This window comes from Microbacterium oryzae, assembly GCF_009735645.1.
In the GTDB taxonomy this organism is placed as follows: Bacteria; Actinomycetota; Actinomycetes; order Actinomycetales; family Microbacteriaceae; genus Microbacterium; species Microbacterium oryzae.
In genome coordinates, this window is record NZ_CP032550.1 from 1,050,438 (window position 1) to 1,077,334 (window position 26,897).

Consider the following 26,897-nt stretch of genomic DNA (forward strand, 5'->3'; position numbering starts at 1 on the left):
ATCTAGCCGCGACAGACCCGCCGCGGACGGGCCCCGGCGTCAGCTCGCGGCGGCGAACTCCATGATGCGGGTGCCGCGCGCGTCGAACACGCCGGCGCCGACGCGGATGCCCGCCAGCAGCACGACCACGCCGGTCGCGGCGCCGACGAGCACTGCGGGCATCGCGCTCGTGCGGTCGGAGAGCGCCTGCCACGCCAGCCAGGCCGTGGGCGCCGACAGGACGACCGCCCCGAGGAGGACGAGGGCCTGCGACCAGGTTCCCGTCGCATCCGTGCGCTGCGGCTGCTGAAAGGGCCCGTCGCCCGGTCGCGCGACCGCATAGGGCGCGACGACGGAGGCGATGCTGGAGAGACCGTAGCCGGACAGCAGCAGCGCCAGCGCGAGCGCCAGCACGGGCCACAGCGCGTCGGGGCGACCGCTGGCGAGGAGGCAGAGCGTCGTGGCCACGGCGATCACGGGCACCGCGACGACGGTGACCGGAGCAAGGCGGCCCGCACGGTCTGCGACGCCCCGCACGCCGGTGGCGATGTGCAGCCACACCGCCGAGGCGTCGTAGGCGAGGTCGTTGTGCGGCAGCCAGCCGTAGAAGAGGGCCATGAGCGGCACCGGCACGAGCGCCGCGATCTCCGCAGGCACGCCGGCGACGAGCAGCGGCACCACCGGCAGGACCCCGCCCACCGGGACGACGAGGAGGTTCGCGAGGTAGCGGCTGTCGCGCAGTCCGTAGACGAGGCTCCGGGCGGCGACGGCGCCCACCGCGTTCCGGGGCAGCAGCGCGAACCAGCCGAGGCTGGCGCCTCCGTGCGCGGCGACGGGGTGCTCGACGGTGGTGAGCAGCCGCCGCACGACCGCGAACCACGCGGCCGTGAGCGCGGCGAGCATCACGACCGCCACCGCGACGGCGGTGCCGATCCCCTCGCCGCGCTCTGCGGCGGCAGCGAGGCCCGCTCCCGGTGCGAACGGCGAGAGGACGAGCTGATCGGCCACGCGCTCGAGCGCGCCGCCCGGCGAGGCGGCGGGCGCCGCGAGGACCACGACCGGCGCGGCCGCGACGAGCAGAGCCGCCACGGCCGCTCCTCCGATGCCGGGGACGCCCGCTTCCCCGCCGAGCACCGATCGGACCCCCATCGCGACGCGGGCGAGCAGCACGCAGATCAGCGCGTGCAGAAGGGCTCCGAACACCGCCGCGGCGATCGGAGCGCCCATCCGCGCCCAGGTGACGGCGGCGACGATCTCGTAGGCGAGGAGCAGCCAGGTCGGCGCGCTCACCACCGCGGCCAGCAGGAGCATCGCCGCGAGCGGCCCGGGCCGGGCATCGAGCTGCCGGAAGCGACGCGGGTCGAGCGGATCCGCGGCGGCGGCGAGCAGCGGCGCGAGGGCGAACGCGACGGTGAGCGCCGACCCGGCCAGCACCAGCACGGCGGCCGCTGTCGTATCGGGGAGCGCCGAGAGGGCGAGCCCGCGCACGACGACGATCACGACGACGACGACGAGGATGGCCGCGGCCACGATGCGCGCGGACCTGCGGTCGGGTGCGCGGAGCGCTCCGAGGAGCAGCGCCGCCCTCAGCCGGAGAACGTGTGCAGCCACTCGAGCCCCTCCACCTCGCCCAGACCGCCGGCGAGCTCGACGAAGCGCTGCTCCAGCGTGAGGTCGCCCTTCACGTCGTCGACCGTGCCCTCCTCGAGCACCTGACCGGCGACGAGCACCGCCACGCGCGCGCACGTCCTCTCGATGAGGTCCATGCCGTGACTCGAGAGCAGCACCGTGCCTCCGCGGGCGACGTAGGCGTCGAGGATCTCGAGGACCTTGGCGGCGGAGGCCGGGTCGACGGCCTCGAAGGGCTCGTCGAGCACGAGCAGCTGCGGCGAGTGGAGCATGGCGGCTGCGAGCATGACCTTCTTCGTCATGCCCGCGGAGTAGTCGGACACCACGCGGCCGAGCGCGTCGTCGAGGTCGAGCGCGTTCGCGAGGTCGGCGGTGCGGTCGGCGACGACGTCGGCCTTCATCCCGCGCAGCATGCCCGTGTAGTGGAGGAGCTGGCGGCCGGTGAGCCGGTCGAAGGTCCGCAGGCGATCCGGGAGCACGCCCATCCGCCGCTTCGCCTCGCGTGGGTCGGCGCTCAGGTCGACGCCGCACACGCGGATCTCGCCCCGGTCGGGCCGCAGGAGCCCGGAGATCATCGACAGCGTCGTCGTCTTCCCCGCTCCGTTGGGGCCGAGCAGGCCGTAGTACATGCCGGCGGGGACCTCGAGGTCGATGCCGGCGACGGCATGCGTCCCCCCGTAGGACTTCGAGACGCCCTGAAGCGCCAGCGCGGGCACGCCCGGCTCGGTATCGCGGTTCTCGGCCTCGGTCACCGCCCCAACGTATCAAGCCGCCGCGATCGGCCTCTGCGGGGTCACGATCCGGTCACGTCCACCTGGCAATGTCCACCCGATGAGCGGGCATTCTCGCCCATCGGGGGCTCCATCGCTACCCTGGAGGGACCATCTCATCGTGAATGTCCGGTGAACCGGCCAGGAACCGACCAGAGGAGCCACGCTTGCCCATTCAGACCGTCATCCTCGCTGCCGGCATGGGATCGCGCCTCGGCCGTGTCCTGCCGAAGTCGCTCACCGTGCTCAGCGACGGCCGCTCGATCATGCAGCAGCAGCACGAGAACATCCGCGCCGCCTTCGGCGGCGACGCGCGCATCACGACCGTCGTCGGCTACCGCGCGGAGGACATCGTCGAGCGCTTCCCCGACGCGAACTACGTCTACAACGAGCGCTACGACCAGACGAACACGTCCAAGAGCCTGCTGCGCGCCCTCACGGCGACCGGCCGCGGCGGCGTGCTCTGGATGAACGGCGACGTCGTGTTCGACCCCCGCATCCTCGACCGCGCGATGGGGCACATCCAGAGCGACCAGTCGTTCGTGACCGTCAACACGGCCAAGGTCAGTGACGAGGAGGTGAAGTACACCGTCACGACGGAGGGCTTCATCGACGAGCTGTCGAAGACGGTGGTCGGCGGCATCGGCGAGGCCGTCGGGATCAACTACATCTCGCAGGCCGACAAGCGCGCCTTCATGCGCCAGCTCTCGCGCGTCGACGACCAGGACTACTTCGAGCGCGGCCTCGAGCTCGCCGTCGCGGAAGACGGCCTGCGCCTGCTGCCGATGGACGTCTCCGACCTGTACGCGGTCGAGGTGGACTTCGCCGAGGACCTCGAGCGAGCGAACGCGGCGCTGCTCTGAGCCGCACCCCTCCGAGCCCTGCCCCGGCCGGGACGGTACCATCGGCGTGATGGCCGACAGGGTTCACCGCATCCACTCGCTTCCGGACGACGCTCCGTGGAGCGGCGGACTTCCGCCCGTCGGCTCCCTCGAGCATCCCGTCGCCATCCGCGCGCTCGATCGCGTGCTCGGCGTGCAGCGCCCGCTGGTGCTCGCGCACCTGCGCTCCATCCGCCTCCGCCATCCCGACGCCACTCCCGCCGAGGTGGTGCGGATGCTGGAGCGGCGCTACCTGCTCGGCGTGACGTCGGGCGGTGCGGCGGTCGGGGCCGCGGCCGTCGTGCCCGGGGTCGGCACCGGCATCACGCTGGCGCTGTCGGGAGCGGAGACCGTCGGCTTCGTCGAGGCGACCGCGCTGTTCGCGCAATCCCTCGCCGAGGTCCATGGGTTCGCGGTGGAGGACCCGAACCGGGCGCGAGCTCTCGTGCTCACCCTCATGATGGGCGAGGAGGGCGTGAACCTCGTTCGCAACCTCGCCGCGCAGGTCGTCGGCAAGGGCACCTCCCTCTCCGCGCACTGGGGCGACCTCATCACCAAGACGCTCCCCCGCGCTGCCCTCGCGCCGATCGTCGACCGCCTGAAGGCGGCCTTCATCCACCAGTTCGCCGTGCGCGGCGGTGCGAGTCTCGTCGGCAAGGCGCTCCCCTTCGGCGCCGGAGCGGTCGTCGGCGGCGTGGGGAACCACGTGCTGGGCCGACGCGTGGTCGTGGCTTCCCGCCGCGCCTTCGGTCCCGCTCCCGCCGAGTTGCCCGAGTGGCTCGAGCCCGCTCCGGATGCCCGACGGATCGAGAGCGCGGCGATCCACGGCATCGGAGCGGCCGCCCGCGGCGTCGGGCGTCGTGTGGCGTCGCTGCCCCAGGCCCTCCCGCTTCCCAAGCGGAAGAGCACGCCCTCTTCCGCCGCGGCGGACACGCCGGACGGAGACCTGCCGGGGACCGGGTCCACGGAAGGCTGAGCCGCACGCCTCGTGCACAGGCCCGCGATCTCGCCCGGTCTTCCCCAGAAGGCCGTCTTCCGGCGGCTGGCAGGTCATCCGCGTCGGTGCCCGCTCCTACCGTCGGGGCATGCTCACGCTTCTGCCCACCGCCCGCCCTCCCCTCGCCTACCGCGTCCCCTGGCGGGTGAACCGCACCGACATCGCCCACCCGCGGGTCGCCAACCGCTCCTTCGAGCCCGCCTCGGGAGTGCGCGCATTCGTGCATGACGACGGCTCGCCGCCCGGCAGCGAGCACTGGGGGCTCGTCATGCCCGGCGACGTGCACGAGCTGTGCCTCTGCGACCGCGACCTCGGCTCCGCGATCGTCAGCGTGGCATGGTTCCGCCTCGGGGACGACGAGGAGTACCTGTGGCGCTTCTGCGTCTGAGCTCCGTCACCCCCAGGACCGGGGCTGCCGCCGGAATTCCTCACGGCGCGTGTAGCCGTAGGGGCGCCGTCCGCTCGGCAGATCGTCGGCGTCGATACCGGCGATCAGCTCGCCCGGGTCCACCTCGAGGGCCACCGCGATCTGCACGAGCGTCACCAGAGTCGGATTGCCGCCGCCCTTCTCGATGCGCTGCAGGTGCGTGAGATCGAGGTCCGCGCACTCCGCCAGCTTCTTCGCGCTGAGGGTGGCGGCATGTCGCAGCTCGGCGATCTTCTGCCCCACCTTCAGCGCAGCGGCGGAGTGCGGATCTGGCATCCTTCCAGCATTCCGACGACCGCAGGAAAAGGGTAAGGATGCACGCGGTAGCTTATATGCCACCCGTTCAGGGGCCGCTGCGTAGACTCGTGCGGTGACCGTGCTCCTCTCCGTGCTCCTGCTCGTCAACGCCGTCTTCAACGTCGTCGTGTGGCCCCGGTTCTGGAAGCGCGTCGCCGCGGATCCTCGTGCGCGCGACGCCGAGGGCCGCAAGACCGCCTTCTACACGGTGCACGCGACCCTCATCGGCCTCGCACTCCTCCTCGCGCTGCTCTCCGCCATCGCCGGGGTGTGGGGCCTCCTCGCCTGACGCCGTGCAGCCGCCTCAGTCGGCCTTCCGCGCGACGACGGTGAACGTGCACGGCACGATCCGCCGCTCGTCGGCCGGCCACGCCCATCCCCCGGCGACCGGCACCATCCGCTCGCTGAAGCGCCATGGCAGCAGCGTGCTCTCGTCGAGGCGCAGGATCCGCAGGCCGGCGGCGATGAGGGCGTTGACGATCTCCGACAGCGGATGCGGCCACTCGTACGTGCGGGTGTGCGCGACGGTTCCGTCTCCCGCGTACGTGGACGCGTCGTCCCAGCTCACCGCGGAGCCATTCGGCAGGTAGGGGTAGCGCAGCTGCAGGCCCGACGCGTCCTCGTCGAGCGCGTAGAGCATCGGATGGCCGTCGCGGATGTAGAAGAGGCCGCCGTCGCGCAGCAGCGCGGCGATCTGGGCCGCCCACCGGTCGAGGTCGGCCAGCCAGCAGATGGCGCCGATGCTCGTATAGACGAGATCGAAGTCGCCCTCGACCGCCGCCCGCGCGTCGAGCGCGTCGCTCTCCACCCACGTGGCCTCGACCCCGGCGCGCCGGGCGAGGCGCGCGGCCGCGACGAGCGCGGCGGGAGAGAAGTCGACCCCCGTCACGCGTGCGCCCGCCCGGGCGAGGGAGACCGTGTCGGTGCCGATGTGGCACTGCAGGTGGCAGACGTCCAATCCCGCGACGGATGGCGCGAACGGCTCGAGCGCGGCGAGATCGTCGCGCACGACCTGAGACAGATGCGCCGGATCGTCATAGGCGTCGAGCCCGTACGCCTCCTCGTGGAGGGGGACGCGGTCCTCCCAGTTCGCGAGGTTCGCGTCGCGCGCCTCCGACCATCCGATGGCGACGTCACCTGAAGTCATGGACACAGCCTATGCAACGACGGAAGGCCCCGCCGAAGCGGGGCCTTCCGTGTGGAGCTCGACGATTACTTGGAGCCGCCGAAGCCCTTGAAGCGCTGGTTGAACTTCTCGACGCGGCCGGCCGAGTCCATGATGCGCTGCTTGCCCGTGTAGAACGGGTGCGACGCCGACGAGATCTCCACGTCGATGACCGGGTACTCGACGCCGTCGAGCTCGATCGTCTTGTTGCTCGTGGCGGTGGAGCGGGTGAGGAAGGTCTCGCCCGAGCCGAGGTCGCGGAAGACGATCGGCTGGTACGTCGGGTGGATGTCAGTCTTCATGGTTGTCCTTGCGGGATCGAGTCGATCGGATGAGAAAGTCTGCGGGCGCAGAAGCACCAAAGCCCAAGCTTATCAGACGCCGGAGGCCGCCACGGCGCGGGCGGCGTAGCGGCCACCCTCCTCCGTCAGCGTGATCGGGAGTCCGAACGTCTCGGTGAGGTTCTCGGCCGTGAGGGCCTCGGCGAGCGGGCCGGCGGCGACGGGCTTGCCGTCGCGCAGCAGCAGCACGTGCGTGAAGCCCACCGGGATCTCCTCCACGTGATGCGTCACCATCACCATGGCGGGGGTCTCCGGTGCGGTCGCGTAGCCGCTGAGCAGCTCGAGCAGCACCTCGCGGGCGCCGAGGTCGAGGCTGGCGGTCGGCTCGTCGAGGAGCAGCAGCTCGGGGTCGGTCATGATCGCACGGGCGATCTGCACGCGCTTCTGCTCGCCGTCGCTCAGCGTGCCGAACTCGCGGTCCGCGAGGTGCTCGAGGCGCCACTCCTCCAGCACGCGGTGAGCGCGACGCTCGTCGATGCCCTCGTACTCCTCGTTCCAACGCCCGGTGACCGAGTACGCGGCGGTGAGCACGGTGTTCAGCACCGTCTCGTCGGCCGGGATGCGCTTGGCCATGGCGCTCGAGGCGAAGCCGATGCGCGGGCGCAGCTCGAACACGTCGGTGCGGCCGAGCCGCTCGCCGAGCACGTCGACGGTGCCGGTGGTCGGGTAGAGGTACGCGTCAGCCATCTGCAGCAGGGTGGTCTTGCCGGCGCCGTTCGGGCCGAGCACGACCCACCGCTCGTCGTCGTTCACGGTCCAGCTGAGGCCATCGACGATGTTGCGACCATTGCGGCGCACCACGACGCCGTCGAACGAGAGCACGGGAAGCATGATCCCAGCCTACCGATCCCCTCGCGGCGGCCCGGCCGGGGCGCGCCCGCTACCCTCGTTCCTCGTGACTCGCTTTCTCGTCGTGCTCGACGCCGATTCCACCCTCATCCGCAACGAGGTCATCGAACTGATCGCCGACGAGGCAGGGCGGGGCCCGGAGGTCGCCGCGGCCACCGAGGCCGCCATGCGCGGCGAGGTGGACTTCGCCGAGAGCCTCCGCTCGCGCGTGAAGGCTCTCGCCGGTGTGCCCGTCGCCTCGTTCGCGCGCGTCCTCGCCCGCATCGAGCCCACCCCCGGCGTCCACGAGCTGGTCGCCGCGGTGCACGAGCGCGGCGGGATGGTCGGGGTCGTCTCCGGCGGATTCCACGAGATCCTCGACACCGTCGCTCCCGACCTCGGCGTCGACGTGTGGCGTGCGAACCGGCTGCGCGCACAGGACGGGGTGCTCACCGGCGAGGTCGACGGACCGATCGTCGACGCCGCCGCGAAGGCCGAGTCGCTGCGGGAGTGGGCACACGCGCACGGCGTCGCCGCGCATCGCACGATCGCCATCGGGGATGGCGCGAACGACCTGAAGATGATCGCGGCGGCGGGTCTCGGCATCGCCTTCAACGCCAAGCCCGCCGTGCGTCAGGCCGCTCCCCTGGCGGTCGGCCCGGTCGACCTGCGCGAGGTCATCCGGCTGCTTCCGTAGCGGTCAGTGCCCCATCCCGAGGCCGCCGTCGACGGGGATGACGGCGCCGGAGATGTACGCGGCGTCGTCCGAGGCGAGCCACGCGGTCACGCCGGCGACCTCCTCGGGCTTGCCGTACCGGCCGGCGGGGATCGCCTTCCGGTACTCAGCCTGGGTCGCCTCGGGGAGCTCGGCCGTCATGTCGGTCTCGATGAATCCGGGGGCGACGACGTTCGAGGTGATGCCGCGCGCGCCGAGCTCCCGCGTGAGCGAGCGGGCGAACCCGACCAGCGCGCTCTTCGACGACGCGTAGTTCACCTGGCCGGCGGAGCCGTAGAGCCCGACCACGCTCGAGATGAGGATGACGCGCCCGAAGCGTGCGCGGATCATCCCCTTCAGCGCGCGCTTGACGACGCGGAACGAGCCGCCGAGGTTGGTGTTCACGACGGCGTCGAAGTCGTCCTCGCTCATGCGGAGCATGAGCGTGTCCTTCGTGATGCCGGCGTTCGCGACGAGGATCTCGACGTTGCCGAGCTTCTCCTCGACCTCCGTGAATGCCGCGTCGAGCGATGCCGAGTCCGTCACGTCGGCGCGGACCGTCAGCGTGCCCTCGGGGCCCTCGCCGCTGCGGGCGGTGACGGCGACGCGGTAGCCGTCGGAGACGAAGCGCTCGGCGATGGCGCGGCCGATGCCGCGGTTGCCGCCGGTGACGAGGACGACGCGATCAGTGCTCACAGCAGGACTCCGTTTCTGGGCGGGAGGAACCGCACCAGCTTATGCGGGTGCTGCGGGAGCCGCGTCGACCTCGAGCGCGGCGTCGACGGCGGCCCCGGCGTGCAGAGCGGTGGAGGCGAACACCGGCACCGGGCTGTCGCTCTCTCCGATGAGCAGCTCGATCTCGGTGCACCCGAGGATGACGCCCTCCGCGCCGTCTGCCGCGAGCGCGGCGACGATGCGACGGTACTCCTGGCGCGAGGCCTCGCGCACCTCGCCCCGCACGAGCTCTTCGTAGATGACGCGATCCACGAGCGCCTGCCCCGCCGCATCCGGAACCAGCGTCTCGATGCCGTGGCGTGCCATCCGCTCTCGGTAGAACCCCTCCCCCATCGTGAAGCGCGTGCCGAGGAGGGCCACTCGGGTCAGGCGGGCGCGGCGGATGGCCAGGGCCGTCACGTCGACGAGGTGGAGCAGCGGCACGTCGACGGCATCCTCGATGTGCTCCGCCACCCTGTGCATGGTGTTGGTGCAGAGGACGACGACCTCCGCCCCTGCGCGCACGAGCGCCCGCGCCTCATCCGCGAGAAGCCGGCCGGCGCCATCCCAGTCACCGGACGCCTGCAGCCGCTCGACCGCCGCGAAGTCGACGGAGACCATCACGCAGTCTGCGGAGTGCAGTCCGCCCAGACGATCGCGCACGCCCTCGTTGATCAGGCGGTAGTACAGAGCCGAGCTCTCCCAGCTCATTCCGCCGAGCAGGCCGATCCGCTTCATGCCGCACAGGTTACGCGTTCGCGGTGGAGCGGATGTCTCGGCGAGGCACCATCACAAACTTCTGAGGGTGTCGGCTGAGCGGATCGGCTGACAGCTCGCTCCGCGAGACTGGGGGGCATGGACGCCCTGAGCAGGCTGCCGGTTCGACGCATCGAAGAGCACGCGCTGGCGCCGATGGACCGGCGCCACTGGCCTGCCACGCTCGCGCCCGTGCGGCAGATCCTGGAGTCCGGTCTGGACCTCGGCCCGGTCACCGTGCTGGTGGGAGACAACGGCGCCGGGAAGTCGACTCTGGTCGAGGCGCTCGCCGCCGCCTTCGGCCTCAATCCCGAGGGCGGGACGCACTCCGCCCGGCACGAGACCCGCCGCACCGAGTCCGATCTCGCCGATCACCTGCAGCTCATCCGCGGCGCGGGCGCGTCCCGACGCGGCGTGTTCCTGCGGGCCGAGACCATGCACGGCCACTTCAGCTACCTGGAGACGCTCGGGGTGAGCGACCTGCACGAGCGGAGCCACGGTGAGGCGTTCCTCGAGTTCGCGAGCGCTCGCTCACGCATCTCGGGCCTGTGGGTCCTCGACGAGCCGGAGTCGGCCCTGTCCCTGTCGGGATGCCTCGCGCTTCTCGGCATCATGCGGCAGCTGACGGCCGGCGGCTCGCAGATCGTCCTGTCGACGCACTCCCCGATTCTGGCGGCACTGCCCGGAGCCGACCTCCTCGAGGTGGGCGAGTGGGGACTGCGGCGGTCGTCGTACGACGACCTCGACCTCGTCCGGAACTGGAGGCTCTTCCTCGAAGCGCCGGAACGCTATCTACGCCACCTCGACTGACGCGGCTTGCGCACGCACGAGCCGGTTGAGTCGTTCCGACAGCAGCAGGCCGAGTGCCACCAGCACCAGCAGGAACAGCGGGAGGATCCACAGGCCCGTCCACGTCGAGATCGCGCCGAACAGCGGCGGCGCGAGGGTGGAGCCCGTGTAGGCGGCGGCCATCTGGATGCCGATGATGGCCTGCGAGTTCCGGCGACCGAAGTTGACCGGGGTGGAGTGGATGATCGCGGGGTAGATCGGCGCGGAGCCGAGACCTGCGACCACGAGTCCGGCGAGCGCGATCGCGTCCGTCGGCACCGGGAGGGCGAGCATCACGGCCCCGAGCCCGACGATCGCGAAGCCCCCGCGGATGAGCAGCCGGTCGCCGATCCGATCGGCGACGAAGCCTGCCAGGAACCGCCCCGCGGTGATGCCCAGCAGGTAGAGAGAGGCGAACGCCGCGGCCGTGGCGGGCGCGACGCCCCGATCTGCGACGAGGTAGGTCGACGCCCACAGGATGGAGGTGCTCTCGAGAGCGCAGTACGCGAAGAAGGCGGTGAGGATGAGGACGACCCCCGGGATCCGCAGCGCCTGCAGGAGCGGGACGTGACCGCCGGCTCGCTCGATGGGCTCGTGCTCGGACCCCTGCCCGGATGCAGCCTGGGCATCGCGCGCGGCAACCGGGTGCACGCGGCCCCACAGCGGCAGGGTGACGAGCAGGGCGAACGTGAGCACGGCCTGGATGAGGCCGACAGTCCAGTAGGCGCTCGACCACTCGTGCCCGGAGGCCAGCGCGTGGCTCATGATGAACGGGCTGATGGATGCGCCGAGGCCCCAGAAGCTGTGGAGCCAGTTCATGTGCCGCGCGGCGTAGTGCAGGGCGACGTAGTTGTTGAGCGCCGCGTCGACGGCGCCCGCGCCGAGCCCGTACGGGATGGCCCAGAGGCACAGCATCCAGAACGAGCCGGACACGGAGAAGCCGACGAGCGCGGACGCGGTGAGCGCGACGCTCACCGCGGTGACGAGTCCGGTGCCGAACCGACGGGTCGCGCGCTCCGATGCCAGGCTCGAGAGGATGGTGCCACTTGCGATGATCATCGTGATGATGCCGGCGAACGCGACCGGCACACCGAGGTCGCTGTGCATGGCGGGCCATCCGGCGCCGATGAGGGAGTCCGGCAGGCCGAGGCTGATGAAGGCGATGTAGATGATCGCGAGGAGGAGCGAGTACACGGCGGGGCAGACGGCCTTTCGATCCGGCGGGATGACCATGGCGACGGACGTTCGTCGTGGCCGCTTCAGCCTAGGCAGGATCGCGATGGCCGGTGGCGCCGCTCAGGTCGTGTCGTCACGAGGACCCATCCCTCGACGGTAGGCGGACGTGCCCCCGGCAGCCGCGAGACCGTCCACCTGACGCCGCACGCATCCGGTCCGACGCGAGCCTTCTTCGCATCCCCCGCACGCCCGCGAGACGTAGGCTGGGATCACCGTGAAGATCCGCAAGCCGCAGCCGCAGGCGGCGACCTCTCTCGATCGCGCTCCCCGCGACGACGAGTCGCACCGCATGCGCACGTACCTCCTGACGATGGGCGTGCGCACGCTCTGCCTCGTCCTGATGGTGGCCGTCGTGCCGTACGGCTGGTACACCTTCGTCTTCGCGCTCGGTGCGGTCGTGCTGCCGTACATCGCGGTCGTCGTGGCGAACGCCGCCCAGTCGACGCAGGTGACCCACGCCCAGGCTCCGGAGCGGCCCGCTCTGCCCGCGGCGCCGACCCAGCCGGAGCCGACGACGCCCGGGGTCTTCCGCATCTCCGAGTCGACGGCGGATGGCGCGGAGAACGACGAGAGGGACGACCGCGCGTGATCGGCTTCGGCCAGCAATTCGACGAACCGGTGTGCTCGCGCGCCGCGTGCCGCGAGCGCGCGACATGGAGCATCGTGTGGCGCAACCCGCGCATCCACACGGCCGACCGGCGCAAGGTGTGGCTCGCGTGCGACGAGCACGTGGCGTATCTGCGCGATTTCCTCGCCAGCCGCGATTTCCCGCTCGAGGTCGTCGAGGGCGTCGGCACGGCGGGTGACCGCGCGTGATCCGCTCCCGCCTCGGCCGCTGGTCGGTCTACGTCCTCGTCGCCGTCCTGTTCGCGATCGCCTGCGCGTACCTGTCGCACTGGCAGTTCGCGCGCAACGAGCAGCGGGCCGCGGCCAACCATCTCATCGAGGAGAACTACGACGCGCCTCCCCTGCCGCTGACCGAGGTGCTCCCCGAGGGCGCCGCGTTCGAACCGCAGGACGAGTGGCAGCCGGTGACCATGAGCGGCTCGTATCTGCCCGACGCACAGCTGCTCGTGCGCAACCGCGCCGAGGGCGGGACGAGCGCGTTCGAGGTGCTCGTGCCGTTCGCTCTCGACGACGGCCGCATCCTCGTCGTCGACCGCGGATGGCTGCCGCCGGGTGAGGGGGACGCTCCGGACTCCGTCCCCGCCGCTCCGGAGGGCGAGACGACCGTCGTCGTGCGCCTCAAGCCGGGCGAGCCCCTGCCCACCTCGGGGCGCGGCGCTCCCGAGGGGCAGCTCCCGACCATCCACCTGCCGTCGGTCGCCGCGCAGACCGGCGACGAGACGATCGTCGACGTCTACGGCCTGATGGTCTCGGAGGATCCTGCCGCCGCCGCGGCGCCGAATCCGGTGACAGCGCCGGACATCGACCCGGGGCCCCACCTGTCGTACGCGATCCAGTGGATTCTCTTCGCGATCATGGGCTTCGTCTTCATCGGGTACATGATCAGGACCGAGATCCGCGCACGCCGCGAGGACGAGGCCGACGAGGACGACGACCTCGGGCTGCCCGCTCCTCCTCGCCGGCGTCGACGCGATCGCGACGCCGACGAGGAGGACGCCCTCATCGAGGGGCGCTGAGCGCTACTCCCCCAGCGCTTCGAGGAGCGCGCCGTTGAAGGCGTCGAGATCTCCCGGGTTCCGCGAGGTGATGAGGTTGCCGTCCACGACGACCTCCTCGTCGACCCAGTCTGCGCCGGCGTTGCGGAGATCGTGCTCGAGCGAGGCGTACGACGTCAGCCGGCGCCCGGAGGCGACGCCCGCCTGCACGAGGATCCACGGCGCGTGGCAGATCGCGGCGACCGGACGGCCGGACGCGATGTACTCCTTCACGAACGCGACCGCGTTCTCGTCGAGACGCAGGCTGTCGGCGTTGAGCGTGCCGCCGGGCAGGACGAGCGCGTCGTAGTCCGCGGGGTTCGCGTCGGCGACGGAGAGGTCGACGTGGAAGACGTCGCCGTGCTCCCAATCGCCCTGCATCGCCTGCAGCGTCGGGGACTCGGGCGAGACGATGACCGTCGTCGCGCCGGCGCCGTCGAGGGCCTCCCGCGGACTGGTGAGCTCGACCTGCTCGACCCCCTTCGTGAGGAGGAACGCGACCTTCTTGCCGGATGCGGCCATGGTGAGTCCTTTCGTCGGATGGATGTGCCTCCATCCGACATTGGATCACCGGCCGCATGCAACGCCTCGCCTCCCGGCGGGGTGTTCGCTACACTCCGGGGCCTAGGCGAGCGTGATGAGGTCGAGGTAGCTCTTGTTCCAGATGTCCTCGACGCCGTCGGGCAGCAGCAGCACGCGCTCGGGGTTCAGCGCCTCCACGGCGCCCTCGTCGTGCGACACCAGGACGACGGCGCCCTCGTAGTGCGACAGCGCCCCGAGGATCTCGTCGCGCGAGGCGGGGTCGAGGTTGTTCGTGGGCTCGTCGAGGAGCAGCACGTTCGCCGATGACACCACGAGCGTCGCGAGCGACAGACGTGTCTTCTCGCCGCCCGACAGCACGCCGGCGGGCTTCAGCACGTCATCGCCCGTGAACAGGAACGATCCCAGCACCTTCCGGGCCTCGGTCTCGTTGAGGTTCGGCGCGGCGGAGACCATGTTCTCCAGCACCGAGCGCTTCACGTCGAGGTTCTCGTGCTCCTGCGCGTAGTACCCGATCTTCAGGCCGTGACCGGGCTCGATCTGGCCGGTGTCGCTCTTGTCGACGCCGGCGAGGATGCGCAGCAGCGTGGTCTTGCCCGCGCCGTTGAGCCCGAGCACGACGACCTTGGAGCCGCGGTCGATGGCGAGATCGACGCCCGCGAAGATCTCCAGCGCCCCGTACGACTTCGACAGGCTCGACGCCATGAGCGGCGTCTTGCCGCAGGGCGCGGGCTTCGGGAAGCGCAGCTTCGCCACGCGGTCCTCCTGGCGCACGTCGTCGAGCCCCGCGAGCAGCTTCTCCGCGCGCGCCACCATCTGGTGGGCGGCGGCGGCCTTCGACGCCTTCGCGCCGAAGCGCGCCGCCTGCTGCTGCAGCACCGACGCCTTCTTCTCGGCGTTCGAGCGCTCCTTCTTGCGACGTTCCTCGTCCGCGACGCGCTGGCGCTGGTAGTGCTTCCAGCCCATGTTGTAGATGTCGATGACCTGACGGTTCGCGTCGAGGTAGAACACGCGGTTCACGGTCTCGCCGACGAGCTCCACATCGTGGCTGATGACGATGAGCCCGCCCTTGTACGTCTTGAGGAACTCCCGCAGCCAGGTCACGCTGTCGGCGTCGAGGTGGTTCGTCGGCTCGTCGAGGATCATCGTCTCGGCGTCGGAGAAGAGGATGCGGGCGAGCTCGATGCGACGGCGCTGACCGCCCGAGAGCGTCTTCAGCTGCTGGTCGAGGATGCGGTCGGGCAGCGACAGGTTGTGCGCGATCGACGCGGCCTCCGCCTCGGCGGAGTACCCGCCGAGCGCCTCGAACCGCTCCATGAGCCGCGCGTAGCGCTTCATGGCCTTGTCGGCCACGGCGGGGTCGTCCGACGCCATGCTCTCCGACGATTCGCGGATGCCCGCGGCGAGGTCTCCGAGGTCGCGCGCGTTGAGGATGCGCGTGCGCGCGGTCTCCTCCGGGTCGCCCGAACGCGGATCCTGGGGCAGGTAGCCGATCTGCCCGGACTTCGCGACCGTGCCGTCCGCGGGGATGAGGTCGCCCGCGAGCACCTTCGTCAGCGTCGTCTTGCCGGCGCCGTTGCGGCCGACGAGGCCGACCTTGTCACCCGGGCCGACGCGGAAGTCCACTCCCGACATGAGGAGTCGGGCTCCGACGCGGATCTCGAGGTCGTGCACGGCGAGCACAGCGGCACCAGTCTCTCTGGAAGGGGGTGGGACGGCCGAACGGCCAGCCTCCCAGTATAGGCCGGGGCGCCGATCCGGCTCCTGTGAGCGGATGGCGGCAGCGGGGCCCTCCTGCCCTGCCGCGTCGCGAGGCGGCCCATCAGGCGATGCCGCGCGCGCTCAGCGCGTCGGCGACGTCGTCGGCATGACGCAGCGACATCACGAGCAGGGGGACCACGGCCCGAACCCCCAGCCGCACGCCGCGCGCGCGCTGCGCCTCGCGCACCCGTCGGCCGAAGTCGGCGATGACCGGCACGAGCGCGATCGTGAGCGACAGGGTGAACGCCACGCGCCACGGGTCCACGCCGAAGTGCGCGAGCGGACGCAGCGCGCGCTCGACGACGTCGAGCATGTCCTCGCTGCGGGTGGTGAGGGTCAGCACGCCCGCGAGCAGCACGACCGAGACCACGCGCACGGTGTTGACGAGCGCGGGCTGCGGACCGAGGAAGAGCAGCTGCGTGCCGGCCATGAAGACGACAATCCAGCGCAGCGCCCAGAGCTGCCGCCCCCACTCGCGCGGGCCGAAGCCGCCGAGCGCGAAGAGCGCCAGCACCCCGAGGAGCGTGCCCACCGCGGTGACCGGCGTGTGGGGCCAGAGCGAGACCACCAGGGCGAGCACCGCCATCCCGATGAGCTTCGCCTCCGCGGGCAGGCGGTGGAGCGGGCTCCGCCCCGGTCGGTACAGGGAGATCATCGCGCGGCGAACTCCGCGCGATAGCGCGCGATGACCGCGCCCGGCTCGCCGACCTCGACCAGCCGGCCGCCCTCGAATCGCAGGGCGACGTCGCAGCGGGCGGCGAGCTCGAGATCGTGCGTGGCGATGACCGCCTGCGCGTCGATGCCGTCGATGAGGAGATCGGCCATCCGCCGCGCGTTGCCGAGATCGAGGAGGGTCGTCGGCTCGTCGGCCACGATCAGGCGCGGCGCGCGGATGAGCACGGAGACGAGCGCGAGCAGCTGCTTCTGCCCGCCGGAGAGGCTGTACGCGGGCTGGTGCGCGTGAGCGGCGAGACCGTGGCGGGCGAGCTCCTCACGCACGCGCTCGGCGACCTCCCGGCGGGAGAGGCCGCTGCCCTTGAGCGACAGCGCGAGGTCCTCGGCGGGGGTGGGCATGAGGATCTGCGCATCGGGGTTCGTGAAGACGAAGCCCACCCGCTCGCGCACCTGGCGCGCCTGCCGCGCCACGTCCATGCCGTGCACGTGGACTCTGCCGGCGCTCGGGGCGACCAGTCCGTTGAGGAGCCGCGCGAACGTCGACTTGCCCGAGCCGTTCGCGCCGATGACGGCGATGCGGCGCGCGTCCAGGCGCACGCTGACGTCGCGGAGGATCGGCGTCTCCCCCGCCGTCACCCCAACCCCGGCGAGCTCGATGATCTCCGACACGTCAGTGGCGGGCCGCGAGCGCCCCGCGCGGCGCGAAGGCGACCGGGTACGCGCGGTGGATCACGACGGTGAGCAGGGTGGCGACGACGACCTTGAGGACATCGCCGACGAGGAAGAGCGTGCTGGACAGCAGCGTCTCGGCCAGCGGCAGCCCCATGACGAGCGACTGCACAGGCACGCCGAAGGCGTAGACGACGAGGATGCCGCCGACCACGTTCGCGACGGCGACGCGCCACGCGGTGAACCGGCGGCCGCTGTGCGCGATGAGGCCCACCACGGCGGCACCCGCCACCCAGCCGATGAGGTAGCCCGCGGTCGGCCCGACGAAGACGCCGAGGCCGCCCTTGCCGCCGGAGAGGATCGGCAGGCCGATGGCGGCGAGCGCGAGCACGACGAGCACGGATGCCGCGCCGTTCCGCCATCCGAGCACGGCACCGGCCAGCATGACGCCGAGCGTCTGCGCGGTGATGGGGACGCCGACGGGGCCGGGGATCGGCCCCATGACGCTCAGCGCGATGAGGAGCGCGGCGAACACCGCGATGCGTGCGATGTCGCGTCCGCCGAAGCGGTCGGTGTCGGTCATGGCGCCTCCGGTCCTGAACATCGTTCACCTGAACGCCGTTCAGTATAGTCAGAGGCATGGCGGAGTCGACGACGGGGCGAGAGCGCATCGTCGCGGCCGCGCTGCGCATCCTCGACGCGCACGGGCTCGCCGACCTCACCATGCGGCGCCTGGCGGCCGAACTCGACGTGCGCGCGAGCGCCCTGTACTGGCACTTCGAGAGCAAGCAGGTGCTCCTCGCGGCGGTGGCCGACCGGATCGTGCGCGCGGCGGCGGTGGCGGAGGACGCGGAACCCGCCGACGTCGCGCTCGCCCTGCGCGATGCCCTCCTCGCTCACCGGGATGGCGCGGAGGTGGTGCTGAGCACGCAGGCCCTCGCGCTCGGCGAGGACATGCCGCGTCGACGTCTCGCCGCGGCCCTCGCCCGCGCGCTGCCGCAGGACGAGGCCGACGGCGGCGCCGCGATCCTCGTCCCCTTCGTGCTCGGCCATGCCTCCCTCGCGCAGCAGCGGCTCCAGGCAGCGCAGCTGGGCCTCGTCGCACCGGTCGACGAGCACGACGACTTCCGTCATGGCGTCGAGGTCATCCTCGCCGGGCTCGGCGCGCCGGTCGCCCGCGCGCGTCAGGCCTCGCGCGGCTGACCGGGGGTGTCAGGTCTCGCGCGCGTGCCCGAGACGCGCGCCCGGCACGAAGGCCACCAGGGCGAGGACCAGTCCGACGCCGAACACGACCGTGAAGTCGGCGCCCGTGCCCGCGAGCGCGGTGAAGGCGAGGCCCATCACGGCCATCGTCGCCGACGCCCCCATCGAGTCGCTGATCTGCAGCGCTGAGGAGTTGAACCCCTGGTTGTGCGCGGACGAGTACGCGAGGGTCAGCACCGTCAGCCGCGGGTAGACGAGCCCCATCCCGAGCCCCGCGAACCCCCAGAACGCGACGGGAACCCACGCCGGGAGGCCGAGCGCGGCCGTGAGCGTGCAGGCCGCGAGCGCCACCGCCAGCAGCCCCGCACCGAGGAACGCGATGCGCCGGTTGCCGAGCCGGTCCCCCACGCGACCCGACACCTCCGCCGACACCGCCCAGGTCAGCGCCGCGACCGTGAGCCCGGCGCCGGCGGTGGTGGGCGAGAAGCCGAAGCGGTCGATGAGGAGGTACGGAACGTAGATCTCCGCCCCGAACAGCGCGCCGGCGATGAGCCCGCGCAGCACCACGACGCTCGGGAGGCCCCGCCCGAGCCGCATGGTGCGGGCGGGAAGGAGGGGCAGGATGGCCGCGGCGATGACCGCGAGCGACCCGGCGGCCGCGAGCCAGCCGAGCACGCCCTCGATCTCGCCGGAGAGGCTGAGCGCGAGGGCCGCGGCGGCCACGACCGCCGACAGCGCCAGCCGACGTGCCACGCCGCCCACCTGCGGCTCGTGCGAGGGTGCGCCGATGCCCTTCAGGCTCGGCGCGATCATCCCGAAGGCGAGCACGGTGAACGCGGCGATGCCGGCGAATACCCACCGCCAGTGCAGGTACTCGGTGACGGCGCCGGCGAGCAGCGGCCCGATGAGCGAGGGCACGATCCACGCGGCCGAGAAGGCCGCCATCACGCGGCCCTGCACCTGGGCGGGGAACACGCGCGCGACGACGACGTAGAGCGCGACGACCTGCCCGCCCGATCCCAGGCCCATGATGAGGCGTCCGGCGACGAGCATCGTCATGTCCACCGCGAGCGCGTCGATGACGAGCCCCGCGACGAAGAACACGGCGGCGACGTACAGCGGCGCGACCGGTCCCGTGCGATCCGACCACGCGCCGGCGGCGACCATCCCGATCACCGCCGTCGCGAAGGTGCCGGAGAAGGCGACCGCGTACAGCGTCTCCCCGTCGAGGTCGGCGGCGACGATCGGCATGACGGTCGTGACCGACAGCGACTGCAGCGCGGCGAGGAAGATGAGCGCGACCGCGCCCAGCGTGGTGAAGAGGTACGGGTGACGCCAGATGCTCGGGCCGCCGGCGGGCGCGGGCGGAAGCGGCACGGCCCCCGTGGTGGCCGCGCGCGGATCGACCCCGCTCACGACGCGACGAGCGCGCCGATGCGCCTCACGGCCTGCTCGAGGATCTCCGGACCCGTCCCGTAGTTGATGCGCGCGAAGCCTCGGCCTTGCTCGCCGAACGCCGGACCGGGGTTCAGCGCGACCTTCGCCTCCGTGAGGATGGTGCGCGACGGGTCGTCGCCCCAGCCGAGCTCGCGCAGGTCGACCCACGCGAGGAACCCGGCCTGACCAGGCCGGTAGCGTGCGCCGGGCACGTGCTCGGCGAGCAGGTCGACGAGGAGACCGCGGTTCGCGTCGAGCCGCGCGAGCAGCGCGTCGAGCCAGTTGTCGCCATCCCGGAACGCGGCGATGCCGGCCATGATGCCGAAGAGCCCGGTCCGCCACTCCACCTCCATCGGGATGCGCGAGACGACCGCCTGCGCGGCGTCCGATGCCGTCACGAAGTGCGCGCACTTCAGGCCGGCGAGGTTGAACGCCTTGCTCGCGCTCATGATCGCGACGCCGACCTCCGCCGCCGTGTCGCTCGCGGCGAGGAACGGCGTGAACTCCGCGCCGGGCAGGGTCAGCGGAGCGTGGATCTCGTCGCTGATGACCCAGGCGCCGTGCCGCGCGGCGATCTCGGCGAGGGCGGCGAGGCTCTCGCGGGAGTGCACGGTGCCGGTGGGGTTGTGCGGGTTGCAGAGCAGGATGGCTCGGGCGCCGGCCGCGAAGGCCGCGTCGATCCCGTCCAGGTCTAGCTGCCATCCGCTCTCGGTCTCGGCGAGCGGAACCCGCACGGCGTGCGTGCCGGACTCGTCGTGCACGGCGAAGAACGGCGGGTACACCGGCGGCGTGACGATGACGCCCTCCCCCGCTGTGGCGACCGCGCGGATGGCCTCGGCCACGCCCATCATGACGTCGCACGTCGTGCGCACGCGGGCCGGGTCGACGTGCCACCCGAACCGGCGCTCGGCGAAGGCCGCGAAGGCGTCGGGGTAGCCGGTCTTCGGCGGCACGTAGCCGGTGTCGCCGCGTTCGACCGCGGCCATCAACGTCTCGGCGATCGCGGGAGCGAGGGCGAAGTCGGTCTCGGCGACGAACAGCGGCAGCACGTCCTCGGGGTACGTGGCCCATTTCGTGCTCGTCCGGGTTCTCAGCTGATCCAGCGGCAGGGCTTCCAGGGGCGTCGTCACCCTTCGAGCCTAGACGCGGAACGGCCCGGAGCCGAAGCTCCGGGCCGTCCGTCGTCAGATCGCGAAACCGAGCGCGCGCATCATGTCGCGGCCGTCGTCGGTGATCCGCTCCGGACCCCACGGCGGCATCCACACCCAGTTGATGCGGAAGCGGTCCACGACGCCGTCCAGCGCCTGTGCGGTCTGCTCCTCGAGCACGTCGGTCAGCGGGCAGCCGGCGCTCGTGAGCGTCATGTGGATGACCAGGGCGTCGTTCTCGTCATCCCAGGCGAGGTCGTAGATGAGCCCGAGGTCGACCACGTTGACGCCGAGCTCGGGGTCCATGACCTCCTTGAGCGCCTCGATGACGTCGTCGTACTTCTCGGGAGTGAGAGTGGCTGACATGCCGGGAGCCTACGCCTCGATCGTCTCGCCGGGAGCGAAGTAGCGGTCGTAGCCCTCGTTCTCCAGACGCTCGGCGAGCTCGGGGCCGCCCTCCTCGACGACCTGGCCCTTGACCATGACGTGCACATGGTCGGGCTTGATGTAGCGGAGGATGCGCGTGTAGTGGGTGATGAGCAGCACGCCGAGGCCGGTGTTCTCCTTGGCGCGGTTGACACCCTCGGAGACGATCTTCAGCGCGTCGACGTCGAGACCGGAGTCGGTCTCGTCGAGGATGGCCAGCTGCGGCTTGAGGAGCTCGAGCTGCAGGATCTCGTGGCGCTTCTTCTCACCGCCGGAGAAGCCCTCGTTCACGTTGCGCTGGGCGAACTTGTCGTCCATGCGGAGGTTCTTCATGCCCTCCTTGACCTGCTTCGTCCAGGTGCGGATGGCCGGGGCCTCGCCGTCGATGGCGGTCTTGGCGGTGCGGAGGAAGTTCGTCACCGTGACGCCGGGGATCTCGACCGGGTACTGCATGGCGAGGAAGAGGCCGGCACGCGCGCGCTCGTCGACGGACATCGCGAGGACGTCCTCGCCGTCGAGCGTGATGCTGCCGGAGGTGACGTTGTACTTCGGGTGGCCGGCGATCGTCGACGCGAGCGTCGACTTGCCCGAGCCGTTGGGGCCCATGATCGCGTGGGTCTCGCCCGTCTTCACGGTCAGGGTGACGCCGTTGAGGATCGGCGTCGTACCCTCATCGGTCTCGACCGTCACGTGCAGGTCGCGGATCTCGAGGACTGCCATTTCAGATTTCCTTCTTCACATTCGGGTCGATGAGCACGTCGTCGCCGTCGATCTGGACGGCGTAGACCGGGACGGGCTCGTAAGCGGGGAGGTTCAGCGGCTTGCCGGTGCGCAGCGAGAACGCCGAGCCGTGGGCCCAGCACTCGAGCGTGTCGCCCTCGACGAAGCCCTCGGACAGCGAGATGTCGCCGTGGGTGCAGACGTCGCCGATCGCGTGGACCTCGTCGTTGCCGTCGCGGACGACCGCGATCGGCACGCCGTCCACGACGACGCGCAGCGCGGCGTCCTGCTCGAGCTCGCTGAACGAGCAGACGCGGGACGCGGTCACGCCGCGGCTCCCTCGGCGAGCTCCTGCTCGATCAGCGCGACGAGCTCGTCCTGGAGCCCGGGCACGTCGATCTTCTGCGCGATCTCGTTGAGGAACCCGAGCACGACCAGGCGACGCGCCTCGGCCTCGCCGATGCCGCGCGCCTGCAGGTAGAACAGCTGCTCGTCGTCGAAGCGCCCGGTCGCCGACGCGTGGCCGGCGCCCTTGATGTCGCCGGTCTGGATCTCGAGGTTCGGGATCGAGTCCGCGCGTGCGCCGTTCGTGAGGAGGAGGTTGCGGTTCGCCTCGTACGAGTCGGTGCCGGTGGCGTCGGCGCCGATGAGCACGTCGCCGATCCACACCGAGCGGGCGGTGATCCCCTGCAGCGCGCCCTTGTACAGGACGTCGCCGACGGTCTCGGGACCCTTGTGGAAGAGGTACACCTGGCTCTCGAGGTGCTGGCCGTCGTCGGCGAAGGCGAGTCCGTAGACCTCGCCGTTCGCGCCGGCGCCGGCGAGCTCGACGTTCGGGTTGACCCGCACGACGCCGCCGCCGAAGCTCACCACGACGTGACGGAGTGTCGCGTCGCGGTCGACGCGCGCCTGGTGCGCCGACGCGTGGACGGCGGTGTCATCCCACTGCTGGATGGTCACCACGGTCAGCTGCGCGCCGTCGCGGACGAGGATCTCGACGTTCTGCGCGTACTGGGCGGAGCCCGTGTGCCGCAGCACGACGGTCGCCTTCGCGTGCTCGAGCGCCTCGATGACGATGTGCGCGTCGGCGCGACGCTCGGCGCCCTGGCCGTCGATGTTCACGAGGATCGGGTCGGCGACCTCCTCCTCGCGCGGCACGCGGATGTGGAGCGCCTCGCGGGCCCCCTGCCACGCCACCGCGGCCGGCAGATCCTCGGGGACGAAGAACTCGCCCCGGGGCGCTGCGTCGATCGCGAGCGGCGCGGCGATGTACTGCTCGCCCGCGGCGACCGTCACGGTGACGCCGTCATTCGCCTCGGCGACCGCGAACAGCGGCGCGACGCGGTCGATGGGCGTGTGCTTCCAGTTGACCTCGCGGCCACTGGGGGTGCCGAACTCCGCCGGGTCGTACGAGCGCAGGCGCTCCGAGCGGGTCTGCACCGGCACCACGGCGTCGTCGCGGAGCGCGGCGGCCGGGTCCAGGTGAGCGTGCGAATCCTGCGCCGTCGTCTCCGGCGCCTTGGTCGAGGTCGTCATCTAGCCGACCGATCCTTCCATGCCCATCTCGATGAGCTTGTTGAGCTCCAGCGCGTACTCCATCGGCAGCTCCCGCGCGATGGGCTCGATGAACCCGCGCACGATCATGGCCATCGCCTCGTCCTCGGGCATGCCGCGGCTCATGAGGTAGAAGAGCTGCTCCTCGCTGACCTTCGACACCGTCGCCTCGTGACCCAGCTGGACGTCGTCCACCCGGATGTCGATGGCGGGGTACGTGTCGCTGCGGGAGATCGTGTCGACCAGCAGCGCGTCGCAGCGGACGGTGTTCGCCGAGTGGTGCGCGTTGGCGTCGACGCGGACCTCACCGCGGTAGCCGGCGCGCCCGCCGCCGCGGGCGATCGACTTCGAGACGATCGACGACTGCGTGTACGGCGCCATGTGGATCATCTTCGCGCCGGCGTCCTGGTGCTGACCCGGACCGGCGAAGGCGACCGAGAGCGTCTCGCCCTTGGCGTGCTCGCCCATGAGGTAGATCGACGGGTACTTCATCGTCACCTTGGAGCCGATGTTGCCGTCGACCCACTCCATCGTCGCGCCCTCGTGCGCGATCGCGCGCTTGGTGACGAGGTTGTAGACGTTGTTCGACCAGTTCTGGATGGTCGTGTAGCGGACGCGGGCGTTCTTCTTCACGATGATCTCGACGACGGCCGAGTGCAGCGAGTCGCTCTTGTAGATCGGCGCCGTGCAGCCCTCGATGTAGTGGACGTACGAGTCCTCGTCGGCGATGATCAGCGTGCGCTCGAACTGGCCCATGTTCTCGGTGTTGATCCGGAAGTAGGCCTGGAGCGGGATCTCGACGTGGACGCCCTTGGGCACGTACACGAACGATCCGCCCGACCAGACGGCGGTGTTCAGCGCAGCGAACTTGTTGTCGCCGGCGGGGATGACCGTGCCGAAGTACTCCTCGAAGAACTCGGGGTGCTCGCGCAGCGCGGTGTCGGTGTCCATGAAGATGACGCCCTGGGCCTCGAGGTCCTCGCGGATCTGGTGGTACACGACCTCGGACTCGTACTGCGCGGCGACGCCGGCGACGAGGCGCTGGCGCTCGGCCTCGGGGATGCCCAGGCGCTCGTACGTGTTCTTGATGTCCTCGGGAAGCTCTTCCCAGGTCTGCGCCTGCTTCTCCGTGGAGCGGACGAAGTACTTGATGTTGTCGAAGTCGATGTCACTGAGGTCGGCGCCCCACGTCGGCATCGGCTTGCGGCCGAAGAGCTGCAGGCCCTTCAGGCGGTTCTTGAGCATCCACTCGGGCTCGCTCTTGAGGGCCGAGATGTCGCGGACGACGGCCTCGCTGAGGCCGCGCCGGGCGCTTGCGCCAGCGGCGTCGGCATCGTGCCATCCGAACTCGTACACCCCCAGACTCTCGAGTTCTGGGCGGTCGATCAGCACATCAGACATGACGCTTCACACTCTCCTCGGGGGCCTCGCGGCGGTGTCATCCGCTCCGGTCGCTCGGAGCGGAGCGGCCGTCTGTGAGACCCGGCTTCTGACGCGATCGCTCGCGCCTACACTGTTAGTGGATGCGCTGAGCGCTCGCGCCCGCATCCTCAGTCACCCCGATTCTACAGGTTCCACCCCGTCCGGCGCCCTCTGCGGCGGACGCTCAGGCGAACCGCAGGAGGCGCCGCTTCATGTCCGCCGACACCCGCTCCACCGCCGTCGCGAGCCCCCGGGCGCGCCGCGGCGGATGGCTTCCCACCACCGTGGACCGTCGCGTGCGCGTCTTCGCCTGGCTGTCGTTCCTCGCCGAGACGATCATCATCGGCACCGGCGGCGCCGTGCGCCTCACCGGGTCCGGCCTCGGCTGCGACCAGTGGCCCCTCTGCACCCCCGGGTCGCTCGTGCCGACCCCCGAGCTCGGCGTGCACGGGCTCATCGAGTTCGGCAACCGCACCATGACGAGCGTCGTCGGGATCCTCGCCCTGATCGTGCTCGTGCTCGTGTGGCGGATGCGCTCCTCGCGCCGCGACCTGTTCGTTCTCGCCTGCGTCGTGCTCGGCGGGATCGTCGCCCAGGCGATCGTCGGCGGTGTGACGGTGTGGACCGGCCTCAACCCGTTCCTCGTCGGCTTCCACTACGTCGCATCGCTGACGCTGGTGTGCGTGACGGCGGCGTTCCTCGTCCGCGCCTACTCCGCTCCCGGCCCCCGCGAGCTGGCGGTGCCGCGCTGGTACATGATCCTCACGCACATCACGACGCTCGCCCTGGCGCTCACGATCTTCTTCGGCGTGCTGACCACCGGCTCCGGCCCGCATTCGGGCGACGCCGACGTCATCCGCCAGGGCTTCGACGCGACGATCCTCGCCCACGTGCACTCGTGGCCCGGCTACACGCTGCTCGCGCTCGTCGTCGTGCTGCTGGCGTCGTCGTGGGCGCTGCGCCTGCCGACCCGCCGCTGGATGACCGCCCTCCTCGGCGCCATCGTCGTGCAGATCGTCGTCGGCATCGTGCAGGCGCGCAACGGCCTGCCCGCGCCGCTCGTCGGCATCCACATGGTGCTCGCCGCGCTCTCAGCGGCCGCGTTCACCGTCGTGGTGCTGCGGATGAAGCGCCCCCGCGTCGACGCGCGCTGACCGTCCCTCCGGGCGTCCCCGCCCGGACGTCGAGCGGAGCGAGCGCCAGCGAGCGCAGACGAAACGCCGCGAGCCGGCCTCGAGACCGCGCCCCCGGCCATCCGCCCCGTGTGTGCGCGGCGCCGCTCAGTCGCTCGTCGCCGTCGCGACGAGGATGCCGCGGGCCAGCGAGTGGAAGTGCCGCTGGAATCCGAGGATCGACGGCGTCGCGTCGGGCGTGATGTCGAGGTGCTCGACGTCCAGCGCGTCGACGACGAAGAAGTACCGGTGCACGCCGGTTCCGGGAGGCGGCCCCGCGCCGATGTAGCCGGGCACGCCGGTCTCGTTGCGCAGCGTGATCCCCGGGGTGCTGCCGGCCTCACCCGTCGCGAACGACGTCACGTCGGCCGGGACGTCGTAGACCGCCCAGTGCCAGAACCCCGCGGCGGTCGGCGCGTCGGGGTCGAAGCAGGACACCGCGAAGGACCGCGTCCCCTCGGGTGCACCGGACCAGCTCAGCTGCGGCGAGGTGTCGGAGCCGCCGAACGACTCGTCCCAGTGGGTGCGCGGCAGGGCCTCGCCATCCGCGATGTCGTTGCTCATGACGGTGAGCGGGGCGAACGAGCGCAGCGTGGCGAGCTCGGCGTACGGATCGTATGAGAACACGGACAGCTCCTTCCGGTGGCCTTCGCCGCCAGCCTAACGAGCACTGCCTCCACCAGGGCCGCTCGCCCGAAGCCGCCCGTGCTGGGCTCCGAGACCGCATGCCTGCTCGCGCACCGCGTGCGCACTCCGAGACCGCGTGCGCCGCGTGCTGTCTCGGAGCGCGCACGCGTCGGGCATGAGCCAACACGCTGTGTCCGCGCGCAGGAGACGTGTCGGAGCGGCCGGCTCGGTCACGGTGACCTGCCCTCACAGGAGGCGCATAGGCCGCGCATCGGCTCCGCACGCGCGGAGGAGTCAGGGTGGGAGCCAGCGCCGAGAT

General features: G+C 71.3%; 33 protein-coding genes. 11 read left to right on the top strand and 22 right to left on the bottom strand.

Features of this window, described 5'->3' with window-relative positions; all coding sequences use genetic code 11:
* Nucleotides 1-39 precede the first annotated feature (39 nt).
* Both D7D94_RS04900 and D7D94_RS04905 read right to left on the bottom strand, forming a co-directional pair.
* Nucleotides 40-1,590, bottom strand: coding sequence for a hypothetical protein (locus D7D94_RS04900; protein WP_156241564.1), 1,551 nt, complete (start codon nt 1,588-1,590; stop codon nt 40-42).
* Entirely contained in the window at nt 1,566-2,360 is a 795-nt protein-coding gene (locus D7D94_RS04905; RefSeq protein ID WP_156241565.1) for an ABC transporter ATP-binding protein, read from the bottom strand. Before D7D94_RS04905 ends, D7D94_RS04900 begins: the two co-directional genes overlap by 25 nt.
* A 185-nt stretch (nt 2,361-2,545) precedes the next feature.
* Here D7D94_RS04905 and D7D94_RS04910 point away from each other — a divergent pair, with 185 nt between their 5' ends.
* The 3 genes from D7D94_RS04910 (at nt 2,546) to D7D94_RS04920 (ending at nt 4,644) form a co-directional block, all read left to right on the top strand.
* Entirely contained in the window at nt 2,546-3,241 is a 696-nt protein-coding gene (locus D7D94_RS04910; protein WP_156241566.1) for a phosphocholine cytidylyltransferase family protein, read from the top strand.
* A gap of 49 nt (nt 3,242-3,290) precedes the next feature.
* Nucleotides 3,291-4,235, top strand: a complete 945-nt coding sequence (locus D7D94_RS04915) for a hypothetical protein (RefSeq protein ID WP_246171874.1) — start codon at nt 3,291-3,293, stop codon at nt 4,233-4,235.
* 109 nt (nt 4,236-4,344) lie between these two features.
* The gene (locus D7D94_RS04920; RefSeq protein WP_156241567.1) at nt 4,345-4,644 is read left to right on the top strand and encodes a hypothetical protein; all 300 of its coding nucleotides are present in this window, start codon (nt 4,345-4,347) and stop codon (nt 4,642-4,644) included.
* Nucleotides 4,645-4,650: 6 nt separating this feature from the next.
* On the opposite strand, the gene D7D94_RS04925 is transcribed toward D7D94_RS04920, so the two are convergent.
* A complete protein-coding gene (locus D7D94_RS04925) occupies nt 4,651-4,959 on the bottom strand; it encodes a helix-turn-helix domain-containing protein (RefSeq protein WP_156241568.1) in 309 nt (102 codons plus the stop codon).
* Nucleotides 4,960-5,053: 94 nt separating this feature from the next.
* Here D7D94_RS04925 and D7D94_RS04930 point away from each other — a divergent pair, with 94 nt between their 5' ends.
* The gene (locus D7D94_RS04930) at nt 5,054-5,269 is read left to right on the top strand and encodes an SCO4848 family membrane protein (RefSeq protein ID WP_156241569.1); all 216 of its coding nucleotides are present in this window, start codon (nt 5,054-5,056) and stop codon (nt 5,267-5,269) included.
* Nucleotides 5,270-5,284: 15 nt separating this feature from the next.
* On the opposite strand, the gene D7D94_RS04935 is transcribed toward D7D94_RS04930, so the two are convergent.
* The 3 genes from D7D94_RS04935 to D7D94_RS04945 form a co-directional block, all read right to left on the bottom strand.
* On the bottom strand, nt 5,285-6,127 hold the full coding sequence (locus D7D94_RS04935) for a class I SAM-dependent methyltransferase (protein ID WP_156241570.1): 843 nt from the start codon (nt 6,125-6,127) through the stop codon (nt 5,285-5,287).
* A gap of 65 nt (nt 6,128-6,192) precedes the next feature.
* Nucleotides 6,193-6,447: a type B 50S ribosomal protein L31 gene (locus D7D94_RS04940; RefSeq protein ID WP_156241571.1), complete on the bottom strand. Its 255-nt coding sequence runs from the start codon at nt 6,445-6,447 to the stop codon at nt 6,193-6,195.
* Nucleotides 6,448-6,519: 72 nt separating this feature from the next.
* A complete protein-coding gene (locus D7D94_RS04945) occupies nt 6,520-7,317 on the bottom strand; it encodes an ABC transporter ATP-binding protein (protein ID WP_156241572.1) in 798 nt (265 codons plus the stop codon).
* Between the two features lie 64 nt (nt 7,318-7,381).
* Between D7D94_RS04945 and serB the strand changes: the two genes are divergently transcribed.
* Entirely contained in the window at nt 7,382-8,011 is a 630-nt protein-coding gene (gene serB / locus D7D94_RS04950; protein WP_246171875.1) for a phosphoserine phosphatase SerB, read from the top strand.
* Between the two features lie 3 nt (nt 8,012-8,014).
* Here serB and D7D94_RS04955 read toward each other — a convergent pair whose 3' ends face one another.
* Nucleotides 8,015-8,725: a beta-ketoacyl-ACP reductase gene (locus D7D94_RS04955; RefSeq protein WP_156241574.1), complete on the bottom strand. Its 711-nt coding sequence runs from the start codon at nt 8,723-8,725 to the stop codon at nt 8,015-8,017.
* 39 nt (nt 8,726-8,764) lie between these two features.
* Nucleotides 8,765-9,481: an aspartate/glutamate racemase family protein gene (locus tag D7D94_RS04960; protein ID WP_156241575.1), complete on the bottom strand. Its 717-nt coding sequence runs from the start codon at nt 9,479-9,481 to the stop codon at nt 8,765-8,767.
* A gap of 117 nt (nt 9,482-9,598) precedes the next feature.
* On the opposite strand from D7D94_RS04960, the gene D7D94_RS04965 reads away from it, so the two are divergent.
* Entirely contained in the window at nt 9,599-10,309 is a 711-nt protein-coding gene (locus D7D94_RS04965) for an AAA family ATPase (RefSeq protein ID WP_156241576.1), read from the top strand.
* On the opposite strand, the gene D7D94_RS04970 is transcribed toward D7D94_RS04965, so the two are convergent.
* A complete protein-coding gene (locus D7D94_RS04970; RefSeq protein ID WP_156241577.1) occupies nt 10,292-11,560 on the bottom strand; it encodes an MFS transporter in 1,269 nt (422 codons plus the stop codon). The genes D7D94_RS04965 and D7D94_RS04970 overlap by 18 nt on opposite strands.
* A 217-nt stretch (nt 11,561-11,777) precedes the next feature.
* Here D7D94_RS04970 and D7D94_RS04975 point away from each other — a divergent pair, with 217 nt between their 5' ends.
* From D7D94_RS04975 to D7D94_RS04985, 3 genes are read left to right on the top strand one after another with little or no spacing between them, the layout of a single operon-like run.
* On the top strand, nt 11,778-12,152 hold the full coding sequence (locus D7D94_RS04975; protein ID WP_246171876.1) for a DUF3099 domain-containing protein: 375 nt from the start codon (nt 11,778-11,780) through the stop codon (nt 12,150-12,152).
* Nucleotides 12,149-12,379, top strand: a complete 231-nt coding sequence (locus tag D7D94_RS04980) for a hypothetical protein (RefSeq protein WP_156241578.1) — start codon at nt 12,149-12,151, stop codon at nt 12,377-12,379. Before D7D94_RS04975 ends, D7D94_RS04980 begins: the two co-directional genes overlap by 4 nt.
* Entirely contained in the window at nt 12,376-13,206 is an 831-nt protein-coding gene (locus D7D94_RS04985) for an SURF1 family cytochrome oxidase biogenesis protein (RefSeq protein ID WP_425486982.1), read from the top strand. Before D7D94_RS04980 ends, D7D94_RS04985 begins: the two co-directional genes overlap by 4 nt.
* Nucleotides 13,207-13,209: 3 nt before the next feature.
* Here the strand turns inward: D7D94_RS04985 and D7D94_RS04990 are convergent, their stop codons facing one another.
* From D7D94_RS04990 to D7D94_RS05010, 5 genes are all read right to left on the bottom strand, one after another.
* Nucleotides 13,210-13,746, bottom strand: coding sequence for a type 1 glutamine amidotransferase domain-containing protein (locus D7D94_RS04990; RefSeq protein WP_156241579.1), 537 nt, complete (start codon nt 13,744-13,746; stop codon nt 13,210-13,212).
* A gap of 102 nt (nt 13,747-13,848) precedes the next feature.
* Nucleotides 13,849-15,447, bottom strand: a complete 1,599-nt coding sequence (locus D7D94_RS04995) for an ABC-F family ATP-binding cassette domain-containing protein (protein WP_156241580.1) — start codon at nt 15,445-15,447, stop codon at nt 13,849-13,851.
* 139 nt (nt 15,448-15,586) lie between these two features.
* Nucleotides 15,587-16,180 carry an energy-coupling factor transporter transmembrane component T family protein gene (locus D7D94_RS05000; protein WP_156241581.1) on the bottom strand — a complete coding sequence of 198 codons (594 nt, stop codon included), beginning with the start codon at nt 16,178-16,180 and terminating at the stop codon, nt 15,587-15,589.
* Nucleotides 16,177-16,869, bottom strand: a complete 693-nt coding sequence (locus tag D7D94_RS05005) for an energy-coupling factor ABC transporter ATP-binding protein (protein WP_156241582.1) — start codon at nt 16,867-16,869, stop codon at nt 16,177-16,179. The genes D7D94_RS05000 and D7D94_RS05005 overlap by 4 nt, the downstream gene beginning before the upstream one ends.
* Nucleotide 16,870: 1 nt before the next feature.
* Complete coding sequence (locus D7D94_RS05010; RefSeq protein WP_156241583.1) at nt 16,871-17,452, bottom strand: biotin transporter BioY; 582 nt, start codon at nt 17,450-17,452, stop codon at nt 16,871-16,873.
* Between the two features lie 56 nt (nt 17,453-17,508).
* On the opposite strand from D7D94_RS05010, the gene D7D94_RS05015 reads away from it, so the two are divergent.
* A complete protein-coding gene (locus tag D7D94_RS05015; RefSeq protein WP_156241584.1) occupies nt 17,509-18,072 on the top strand; it encodes a TetR/AcrR family transcriptional regulator in 564 nt (187 codons plus the stop codon).
* 9 nt (nt 18,073-18,081) lie between these two features.
* Here D7D94_RS05015 and D7D94_RS05020 read toward each other — a convergent pair whose 3' ends face one another.
* The 7 genes from D7D94_RS05020 to sufB are packed head-to-tail and all read right to left on the bottom strand — an operon-like array spanning nt 18,082 to nt 24,758.
* The gene (locus D7D94_RS05020; RefSeq protein ID WP_246171877.1) at nt 18,082-19,488 is read right to left on the bottom strand and encodes an MFS transporter; all 1,407 of its coding nucleotides are present in this window, start codon (nt 19,486-19,488) and stop codon (nt 18,082-18,084) included.
* Nucleotides 19,485-20,639, bottom strand: coding sequence for a MalY/PatB family protein (locus D7D94_RS05025; RefSeq protein WP_246171878.1), 1,155 nt, complete (start codon nt 20,637-20,639; stop codon nt 19,485-19,487). The genes D7D94_RS05020 and D7D94_RS05025 overlap by 4 nt, the downstream gene beginning before the upstream one ends.
* Before the next feature lie 54 nt (nt 20,640-20,693).
* Entirely contained in the window at nt 20,694-21,023 is a 330-nt protein-coding gene (locus D7D94_RS05030) for a metal-sulfur cluster assembly factor (protein ID WP_156241585.1), read from the bottom strand.
* Nucleotides 21,024-21,032: 9 nt separating this feature from the next.
* Nucleotides 21,033-21,803 (bottom strand): Fe-S cluster assembly ATPase SufC, encoded by a 771-nt coding sequence (sufC, locus tag D7D94_RS05035; RefSeq protein WP_156241586.1) that lies wholly within the window; start codon nt 21,801-21,803, stop codon nt 21,033-21,035.
* Between the two features lies 1 nt (nt 21,804).
* Nucleotides 21,805-22,131 carry a non-heme iron oxygenase ferredoxin subunit gene (locus tag D7D94_RS05040; protein WP_156241587.1) on the bottom strand — a complete coding sequence of 109 codons (327 nt, stop codon included), beginning with the start codon at nt 22,129-22,131 and terminating at the stop codon, nt 21,805-21,807.
* Nucleotides 22,128-23,339: a Fe-S cluster assembly protein SufD gene (gene sufD / locus D7D94_RS05045; protein ID WP_156241588.1), complete on the bottom strand. Its 1,212-nt coding sequence runs from the start codon at nt 23,337-23,339 to the stop codon at nt 22,128-22,130. The genes D7D94_RS05040 and sufD overlap by 4 nt, the downstream gene beginning before the upstream one ends.
* Nucleotides 23,340-24,758, bottom strand: coding sequence for a Fe-S cluster assembly protein SufB (sufB, locus tag D7D94_RS05050; RefSeq protein WP_156241589.1), 1,419 nt, complete (start codon nt 24,756-24,758; stop codon nt 23,340-23,342).
* Nucleotides 24,759-24,991: 233 nt separating this feature from the next.
* On the opposite strand from sufB, the gene D7D94_RS05055 reads away from it, so the two are divergent.
* On the top strand, nt 24,992-25,933 hold the full coding sequence (locus D7D94_RS05055) for a COX15/CtaA family protein (protein ID WP_156241590.1): 942 nt from the start codon (nt 24,992-24,994) through the stop codon (nt 25,931-25,933).
* A gap of 126 nt (nt 25,934-26,059) precedes the next feature.
* Here D7D94_RS05055 and D7D94_RS05060 read toward each other — a convergent pair whose 3' ends face one another.
* Nucleotides 26,060-26,578 (bottom strand): YbhB/YbcL family Raf kinase inhibitor-like protein, encoded by a 519-nt coding sequence (locus tag D7D94_RS05060; protein WP_246171879.1) that lies wholly within the window; start codon nt 26,576-26,578, stop codon nt 26,060-26,062.
* Between the last annotated feature and the right edge of the window lie 319 nt (nt 26,579-26,897).